Source organism: Brevundimonas sp. (assembly GCF_016463295.1).
In the GTDB taxonomy this organism is placed as follows: domain Bacteria; phylum Pseudomonadota; class Alphaproteobacteria; order Caulobacterales; family Caulobacteraceae; genus Brevundimonas.
Genome location: NZ_JAEMRO010000088.1, coordinates 1 through 8,319 on the forward strand (window position 1 = coordinate 1; position 8,319 = coordinate 8,319).

Below are 8,319 nucleotides of genomic sequence, written 5' to 3' on the forward strand. Positions count from 1 at the left end.
AGGCGGAGCGGGTGGCTCGGGCCTGGTCTGGCTGGTCGCAGTCGGATGAGACCGACGATGACCCGCAAACATACGCATGAGGATGTCCATCTGCTGGATGCCGAGGCCTGGGACACGCCCCACCGACTGAGCGATGAGGACCTGCACAGTCTCGATCTGCACCGTCACGAGGGGACGGGCTGGCGCGGCGCCGTTGGCCTGTTCGATCCGGAGGACGCCCGATGAGCGATTTGCAGAAGGAGACGCGATCTCCACCGACTCTGGCCGAGGGACAGTGGCTGTGGCGCAGGCTGTATGTCTATGTCGGCACGGCGGTGTCCTGGGCGCTGCTGGACCGGTTGATCGCCGTGGTACCGCCTGAGGCCGCGCCCAGGCTGGCCGAAGGGCTGATGGCGCTGCTGGCGCTGACACTGGTGCTGTATCTGGTCGCGCCGACGGCCCAGCAGCTGATCGTGGCGCTAAGATCGCTGCCGCCGCGTCTGAACGATGGGGGCCGTTGATGGGATTCGGTCTGTCGAAGCGGTCGCTGGTGCGGCTGGAGGGGGTACATCCACGGCTGGTGGCCCTGGTGCGCGAGGCGATCGCCCTGTCGCCGGTCGATTTCATGGTGACGGAGGGGCTGAGGACGCCCGAGCGTCAGGCGGCGCTGATCCGGGCGGGGGCCAGCCGGACGAAGCGGTCGCGTCACCTGACCGGTCATGCGGTCGATGTGGCGGCCCTGGTGGACGGTCAGGTGCGTTGGGACTGGCCGCTGTATCCGCGCATCGCGGCGGCGTTCAAGGCGGCCGCCGTGCGACAGGGTACGCCCATCGTCTGGGGCGGGGACTGGCCCAGCCTGCGGGATGGCCCCCATTTCGAACTGGACCGCAAGGTGTTCCCGTGAGGGTGCCGAGCCTTCTGCGCACCCTGACGCCCTGGGGGTGGGGGCTGTCGCTGACCGTCCTGCTGGTTCTGACCGTGGTGCTGGCGCGTGGTCTTGGCCTGCGCTGGGACCCTTTCGATCTGGCGGGACGACGGCTGGAGGCGGCCCAACATCGGGTGGAGACGCTGGACCGCGATCTGGCGGCGCGGCGTCTGGAGGTCGAGGGCAGCCAGGCGCAGGCGCGGCGGGTCGCGCGCCATCATCAGACATTGACTGCGGTCGCCACGACGACGGCCCGCACGCTGGAAAGGACCGAACAGGCCGATGACGCTGAAATCCTGCTGGAGGCTGATCGTGCCGATCGGCTGCGCGATCATGACCGCGAACTGTGCCGCCTCGCGCCCGCCATCTGTGGCACCGCCGCGCCTGATCCTGCCGGATGAGGCGGTCCGTCCGTGTCAGCTGGCGGTACTGCCTGAACGACCGAGCCGCGCGGATCTGGATGCGGCCTATGTGACGCGAGGGGCGCAATTGGTGGCCTGCGAGGCGGCACGAGCCTTGGCGGTGGAGACCTTGCTGGCCGAAAGGGCGCTGCAAGAGCGGGCGCGCTGAGCGCCGAACGGCAAGATGTGCAGGGTGACCCGGCAAGAACTGCCGACGCCCGGCACATTCTGCCGGGTCCGGGACGTGGTAAACAAGAAGTACCGCAATGAAATCAACGACGGTCGATCTGGCACGATCGATAATCCGGTGGTCCCGTCCTTGCTGATAAGGTTTCGAACAAAATGTTCCCGGCTGCCAAAATGGCGTCGGACACCTTGAAACAAGGAATATCGTCATGTCGCTGAACAGCGTCAACACGAACGTCGGTGCTCAGATCGCTCTGCAGAACCTGCAAAAGACCAACTCCGAGTTGGCAACCACTCAAAACCGCATCAACACCGGCAAGGCCATCAACTCGGCCAAGGACAACGGTGCCATCTGGGCAATCGCCCAGAGCCAGCGCGCCGAATCGGCGTCGCTGAATGCGGTGAAGTCTTCGCTGCAACGCGGTCAGTCCACGGTCGATGTGGCTCTGTCAGCCGGTGAAAGCGTTTCGGATCTGCTGACGCAAATGAAGTCCCTGGCTCTGTCCGCTTCGGACGCCAGCCTGGGGACTGCCGCCCGCGCCTCGCTGAACGAAGACTTCATCAGCCTGCGTGACCGGATCACGACCGTTGTGGCCAACGCCAGCTTCGACGGTACGAACCTGATCAACGCGGGTACGGCGGGCTTCAAGGCTCTGGCCAACGCCAAGGGCACGTCGACCATCAACGTCGCCCAACAGAACCTGTCGCTGGGCGGCACCATCGTGACGGTCGCCGCTGCCGGTGTCGTGTCTTCGGCGACGGCTGCCGCCGCCATGATCACGACGGTCGACACCTCGATCCGCAACGTCTCGACCGCCCTGTCCAAGCTGGGCACGGGTTCCAAGGCGTTCGAAAACCACCTGACCTTCGTCGGCAAGCTCCAGGACTCCCTGGACGCCGGTGTGGGCAACCTGGTGGATGCCGACCTGGCCAAGGAAAGCGCGCGACTGCAGTCGCTGCAGACCAAGCAACAGCTGGGTGTGCAGGCTCTGTCGATCGCCAACTCGTCCAGCTCGATCCTGCTGGGCCTGTTCCGCTAAGACCAGAACGACCGGAAGGGCGGGGCCGCCGGTCCCGCCCGACCACCCTTTTTCCCAGTACTCCCGGTAACCAGTTCCTTTGCAGGAAGCCGCCGACCGACCGTCGACGGAAGGAGATATGAGCAACAATGCCGCCATAGCCGCCGTGACCGCCACCGCCGTCCTGCCCATCGCGGGAGGATCGAGCGCCAGCGGTGACTTCAACGGCTCCAAGTCCGCCCAGGATGTCGCCAAGGCCGCACGCTATCGCCTGGTGATAGAGGAAGGCCCCCAGAACGGATCGTTCATCTACAAGACCATGGACCGCGAAACCGGCGAAGTGATCCGCCAGTTCCCCCGCGAGCAGGTCGTCAAGATGATGCAGTCCGAAAGCTATGGGGCCGGTTCGGTCATCGACACGACCGCCTGAGCCAGACGACCGCGAAAGACCTTACGCCACGCAGCCCTCTGCGGGGCTAAAGCGCGTTAACCATGTGTGCACGGTTGCGCCCTAGCTTGATCCAAACTTCGAAGGGTCGAGTCGGATGACGAATAGCGTCCACACCAATGCTTCCGCCGCTATCGCGCTGCAGAATCTGTCGCGCACGAACGAGCGGCTGAGCCAGGTCCAGAGCCGGATTTCGACGGGCCTGAAGGTCGAGGGAGCCAAGGACAACGCCGCCATCTGGGCCATCGCCCAGCAGCAGCGGGCCGACGTCGGGGCGCTGAGCGCTGTCAAATCCAGCCTGGACCGCGCAGTGTCGCTGGCCGATGTGGGCCTGGCGGCCGGCGAATCGATCTCCGACCTGCTGAACCAGCTCAAGGAAAAGATCGTCCTGGCCAAGGACGATTCGCTGAAGACCCAGTCGCGCAAACTGCTGGACGACGACTTCAAGGCTCTGTTGCGGGCCATCTCATCGGCGGTGGAGAATGCGACCTTCGACGGCGGCAATCTGCTGAACGGCTCGCTGACCAATGGCGTGAAATTCCTGGCCAATGCCGAGGCGACCTCCTTCGTGACCCTATCCGGGGCCAATCTGACGCTGGGCGGCGCGATTATCGAGCTGTCGCTGTCCGACAGCCTGACCACGCTCACGGGCGCGACCAACGCTCTGACCAAGCTGGACGATTCGATCGCCCAGCTGAACTCGGCCCTGGGCTCGATGGGCGCGCAGGCCAAGCAGATCGAGGCGCACAGAACGTTCGTCGGCAAGCTGACGGATACGCTGGAGGCCGGTATCGGCAATCTGGTCGATGCCGATCTGGCCAAGGAAAGCGCCCGGCTTCAGGCCTTGCAGGTCCAGCAGCAGCTGGGCGCGCAGTCCCTGTCGATCGCCAACCAGGCCCCTCAGATCATTCTGTCGCTGTTCCAGTAGGGCCCGTCGCCTAGTTCAGGCGTCGCGGGGCCGCATGGCTGATATGGACCGCCGCACGACGTGTGCGGGCGGGCTGTACGGACAGGCCGTACAGGGACAGAAGCGACAGCAGGGGTTCGAAGAGCTTACTCAAGACGCAGGACTCCTTCGCGAGAGGCGCAGGACGGCGCGAGATCGAAAACCTTTGTTAGCCGAGTCGGGTTCCTGGTCGCCAGTGATACGTGCGCGATTCCTGTGGGTTGTTAAGCCGGCATTACCGGCGAAGCCTCACACTGGCGGTCGGAGAGCCGGTCTGTGATCAACAACAGCTATCTTCTGGGCCTGTTCGGGGGCACGTCGGACACGACGTATACCTCTGCGACTACGGCTGCGCTGAACGCAGCGACGAAGAAGCAACCGACACCGCCCTGGTCCTCCTCGGTCGAGCCGCCCAAGGCCAGCGATCTGGTCCGCTCGGCTCTAGGCGGGCGCAAGTTGATCAACGAGGGCGCGGCCCAGCTGGATGTGCAATCCGCATCCGCCGACTATCGCAAGCTGTTTGCGTTGTATCAGGGGCTGGAGACCCTGACCGCCCTGACCAATCGCGCCAGCACCAAGGGTGTGAGTACGCTGGAGATGAGCCAGCTGGACAAGCGGTTCCAGTCCGGACTGGGCGAGATCGGCTCCTGGCTGACATCCGCCGATTTCGACGCGATTCGCCTGGCCCAGGGCACGGCGGGCGCGACCAGCAAGACGACGGCGGCGGTGCCGCGCGACAGCGCCATATCGGTCACAGGACCGATCCATGAGGGTTCGCCCGACTCTCTCAGCCCGGCTTTTGCCGGCGATGTGAAGTTCAGCATCGGCATCAAGCGCGCCAACAGCGATCAAGCCGTATCGATCGATCTGGCCGAGATGGGGTCGACCCCTCGCACCCTGACGGCGGTGCTGAACCACATCAACGGCAAGCTGCAGGCGGCGGGCGTCGAGACGCGCATCGGGCGGGAACTGGTTCCGGTGGCTCCGAAGACGGTGACTGTGGGGGGCAGGCCTGTGACCTTGCCGCCCGGCCCCGACCAGTTCGCCCTGGTCGTGCGCGGAACTGCGGGCGAGACCGTCAGCTTCTCCGCCGGCGAGCGAGCCGACGCGGTCTATGTCGTGCAAGCCAGCGGGACGACGGGCGGCCAGCAGGTACTGAAGTTCCAGACCGACACCGGCGGGACGGCACCGGACGCCGTGGCGCGACCGGGTGAGACTCACTGGGTGCCGGGACGAGCGGGTCAGACGGCCTTGCCGGCGGGTGTCGAGACGGTTCGCGCCAGTGCGACGGGGCCGGACGGGTCGCTGTGGCTGGTGGCGGATCTGGAGGCCGGGCCCGGCAACCAGCCGATTAAGGGTCAGAAGGACGTGGCCCTGATGAAGCTCGATTCGGCCGGACGTGTGGTCCTGACCCAGACGCTGGGCGCGGCCTCGACGGCCAGCGGCTATGCCATCGCGGTCGATGCCGACGGGCGTGTGGCGGTGGCGGGCTCGGTGACGGGCGCGCTGGAGCCGGGCAAGAGCGGCGATGTGGCCGGGGTAGCTGACAGTTTCGTCACCGTCTTCAATGCCGAGGGCAGCGAGGTCTGGACCCAGCGACGCGGGGCGCGGGCCGCCGATGAGGCGACGGCGGTCAGCTTCGGGGCGGACGGCATGGTCTATGTGGCCGGGCGCGCCCAGAGCGCCATGACCGGCGGCGTCGCCCAAGGGGGCTGGGACGGCTATGTCCAGGCCTTCAGCGAGACCCAAGCCCACATCTATGCGCCAGTCGTGGCCAATGCTGCGGGCGTGCAGCAGTTCGGCACCAGCGGCACCGACGGCGTGGACGCCATCGCGGTGGACGGGTCGAACCTGTATTCGGCGGGTGTCGAAAACGGCAAGATGGTCGTGCGGCACTTCAGCCTTGATGCGGCCAGCAAGCCGACGCTGGTGTCGTCGCGCGACCTGGGCTCCGCCAGTGGCGAGATCGCAGGCATTTCGGTTTCCAACGGACAGGTGATCCTGACCGGCACGACGCGCAACGCGGCGCTGGATATCGGCACCGTCAATGAGGCTCATCACGGGGGCACGGATGCCTTTGTCGCCGTACTGCAAGGCGATCTGACGGCGTCGGGACAGGACCGGCTGACCTATGTGGGCACGGCCGGAAACGACACGGCAACGGATGTGAAGGTCGTCGATGGCAAGGTCTGGGTCACCGGTGTGGCCGACCGGCTGGAGGGGGCCAAGGCGACCGATCCGACCAAGGCCTATCTGGTCCGGATTGATCCCGCCAGCGGGGCGGAGGAGTGGCGCAGGACATGGGAAGGCCCGGCAGGGCAGGCGGCACCGCTGACCCTGGCGGTGGCCAGGGACGGAGCCAGCATTCTGGATCGGCTGGGCCTGCCGCAGGGCGAGATCGATCAGGGCACCTCCAAGACCCTGACCGATGCGACCTCGCTCAGGGTCGGGGATCGCTTCTATGTGTCCGGCGCGGACGGCGGGCGGCAGGTGGCGGTGACCATCGAGGCGCGCGATACCCTGCAGTCTCTGGCCCGGAAGATCGAACAGGCATCCAATCGCAAGCTGAAGGTGACGGTCACGGCTGAAACCGCCAAGGCCCAAGCGGGCGATACGCCATCGGCGCTGTTCGCCGGTTTGCAGCGGCTGACGATCATGGCGCGCGATGGTGCCACAGGTGCGATGCTGACGGCGGGCGAGACGGGGCGCGATGCCCTGGCGGGTCTGGGCCTGTCGCAGGGCTATATCGGGGCGACGACGGGTGAGGACGTCATTCGCACCTTCGGGCTGAACCTGACGGGCGGCATGAACCTGGGCAGTGCCGAGGCGATCAAGGCGTCGGGCGAGAAACTTCAGGCCGCGATGAAGGCCGTGCGCGACGCCTATCGCGCGCTGGACCCGGCTACCGCCACGGCGAACAAACCGGTGGGACAGGCCCCGGCCTATCTGACGGCGCAGCTGGCCAACTACCAGGCAGCGCTGGCCCGATTGACCGGATAACCGGGATAGTCTGCGAACGGCGTTGACGCATCGGGGTCGGGCAGGGTTATTGGGGGCCTGTCTCACGCGAGTGCCGAATGCCCCAGGACAACCGCATACTGATCGCGATCGGTGCCGGCATAGCCATCATAGCGGCCGTCGTGATCGCCCTGTTGCTGAACGGTGGACGAGACGAGCCCGCGACGCCGCCCCCGGCGGCCCAGGGCGGGCTGACCATCGATGTGGCCGACGCGCCGGGACTGGATTCCGAGCGGGAGCTTCGGTGTTTCGTCAACGGGCAGTTCGTCGGCATGGCCAATCTGGCAGACTGTGCCCGTCAGAACGGGCTGGCGACCGAGGCCATGGATGTGGGCATCGACCAGAGCGGCCAGGCGGCGGCCTTCGTACCGCCCGTAGGCCCGCCGCCGGTCGAGGACATTCCTGTCGTCGAGATCGAGCCTTACCCAGAGGATATGCCGGAGCCCACACGGCCCACCAGCCAGCCGACGCGCGCCGGCAGTGCCTGCCTGCGCCACACGGGATCGGACTGGCGGTCGCTGTCGAACAATATGAGCTTGGAGGCCTGCGTGCAGGCGCTGTATTCGGGAACCTGCGTGCGTCCGGGCGATGCCCAGTACGGTCGTTGGGGCGACACGACCGTGCGTCTGGTGGCCGGTCGCGTCGAACAGTCCGCCGACAACAGCCGTTTCAGCACCCTGGTCCAGCAGGACCGCAGTTGTCAGTTTCCGGAGTTGCGCTGATGAAGCCCGCATTCATGACCGCCATTGTCTTGGGCATAGGGGCGTTTGGGCTGACCGCCTGCGAGAAGGACTTCAAGGCCCCGTTCGACCGCGGTGTCTGCTATGTCGTCGATCTGGGCGATGAGGAAGGGGCCGAGCCGGTCTTCAACAGGGTGGCGGACAACCAGCCGCAGATCGAATTCTGCGCCGCGCGTCTGGAAGAAGTGAGGACGCGGTTCCTGAACCTGGGTGGCAACCGGACCGAGCTGGTCGGGGCTTATCAGGGCAGCTTTCTGTTCCTGGATCAGACCGGCGTGCGGAGGGCCCAATCGTTGAACGGGACGCGCTATTTCATGATGGCACGGACGGGAGATGGCCGACTGGCCGTGCCGGGCACCATCGAACAGCGACCGGCAGCACCGGCACCCGCGCCTTGACGGCGTGAACAAAAAAAGAACATACAGGCGCAGTCAGTGATTGCGGCTTAACGAGAACAGGGAACTAAGGTCATGGCGGGCAGCGTCAACAAGGTCATTCTGGTCGGCAATCTGGGCAAGGACCCCGAGATTCGCACCCTCAACTCTGGCGAGCGGGTCGCCAATCTGTCGCTGGCGACGTCCGAAACCTGGCGCGACAAGTCGACCGGCGAGCGCAAGGAAAAGACCGAGTGGCACCGGGTGGTCATCTTCAACGAGA

The 8,319-nt window shown here is 65.9% G+C and carries 12 protein-coding genes; 11 read left to right on the forward strand and 1 reads right to left on the reverse strand.

The annotated features are described in order from the left end of the window. The first annotated feature begins 57 nt into the window (after positions 1-57). From JHC81_RS12610 to JHC81_RS12640, 7 genes are all read left to right on the forward strand, one after another. Positions 58-225 (forward strand): hypothetical protein, encoded by a 168-nt coding sequence (locus JHC81_RS12610; RefSeq protein WP_292175219.1) that lies wholly within the window; start codon positions 58-60, stop codon positions 223-225. Continuing rightward, positions 222-500, forward strand: a complete 279-nt coding sequence (locus JHC81_RS12615; RefSeq protein ID WP_292175221.1) for a hypothetical protein — start codon at positions 222-224, stop codon at positions 498-500. Before JHC81_RS12610 ends, JHC81_RS12615 begins: the two co-directional genes overlap by 4 nt. Beyond that, positions 500-883, forward strand: a complete 384-nt coding sequence (locus tag JHC81_RS12620) for a M15 family metallopeptidase (protein ID WP_292175223.1) — start codon at positions 500-502, stop codon at positions 881-883. The genes JHC81_RS12615 and JHC81_RS12620 overlap by 1 nt, the downstream gene beginning before the upstream one ends. A gap of 2 nt (positions 884-885) precedes the next feature. Continuing rightward, positions 886-1,305 carry a hypothetical protein gene (locus JHC81_RS12625; RefSeq protein ID WP_292175225.1) on the forward strand — a complete coding sequence of 140 codons (420 nt, stop codon included), beginning with the start codon at positions 886-888 and terminating at the stop codon, positions 1,303-1,305. A gap of 395 nt (positions 1,306-1,700) precedes the next feature. Further along, entirely contained in the window at positions 1,701-2,531 is an 831-nt protein-coding gene (locus JHC81_RS12630) for a flagellin (protein ID WP_292175227.1), read from the forward strand. 118 nt (positions 2,532-2,649) lie between these two features. After that, entirely contained in the window at positions 2,650-2,940 is a 291-nt protein-coding gene (locus JHC81_RS12635; protein ID WP_292175228.1) for a flagellar protein FlaG, read from the forward strand. A 115-nt stretch (positions 2,941-3,055) separates the two neighbouring features. Next, positions 3,056-3,886, forward strand: a complete 831-nt coding sequence (locus JHC81_RS12640; RefSeq protein ID WP_292175230.1) for a flagellin — start codon at positions 3,056-3,058, stop codon at positions 3,884-3,886. 10 nt (positions 3,887-3,896) lie between these two features. On the opposite strand, the gene JHC81_RS12645 is transcribed toward JHC81_RS12640, so the two are convergent. Further along, on the reverse strand, positions 3,897-4,019 hold the full coding sequence (locus JHC81_RS12645; RefSeq protein WP_292175232.1) for a hypothetical protein: 123 nt from the start codon (positions 4,017-4,019) through the stop codon (positions 3,897-3,899). A 161-nt stretch (positions 4,020-4,180) separates the two neighbouring features. On the opposite strand from JHC81_RS12645, the gene JHC81_RS12650 reads away from it, so the two are divergent. From JHC81_RS12650 to ssb, 4 genes are all read left to right on the forward strand, one after another. Continuing rightward, positions 4,181-6,904, forward strand: a complete 2,724-nt coding sequence (locus tag JHC81_RS12650; RefSeq protein WP_292175234.1) for a transcriptional regulator — start codon at positions 4,181-4,183, stop codon at positions 6,902-6,904. A 77-nt stretch (positions 6,905-6,981) separates the two neighbouring features. After that, on the forward strand, positions 6,982-7,644 hold the full coding sequence (locus tag JHC81_RS12655; protein WP_292175235.1) for a hypothetical protein: 663 nt from the start codon (positions 6,982-6,984) through the stop codon (positions 7,642-7,644). Continuing rightward, the gene (locus tag JHC81_RS12660; protein ID WP_292175237.1) at positions 7,644-8,060 is read left to right on the forward strand and encodes a hypothetical protein; all 417 of its coding nucleotides are present in this window, start codon (positions 7,644-7,646) and stop codon (positions 8,058-8,060) included. Before JHC81_RS12655 ends, JHC81_RS12660 begins: the two co-directional genes overlap by 1 nt. Positions 8,061-8,132: 72 nt before the next feature. Then, positions 8,133-8,319, forward strand: a 187-nt coding sequence (gene ssb, locus JHC81_RS12665; protein ID WP_292175239.1) for a single-stranded DNA-binding protein, incomplete at its 3' end; no start/stop codon positions are given.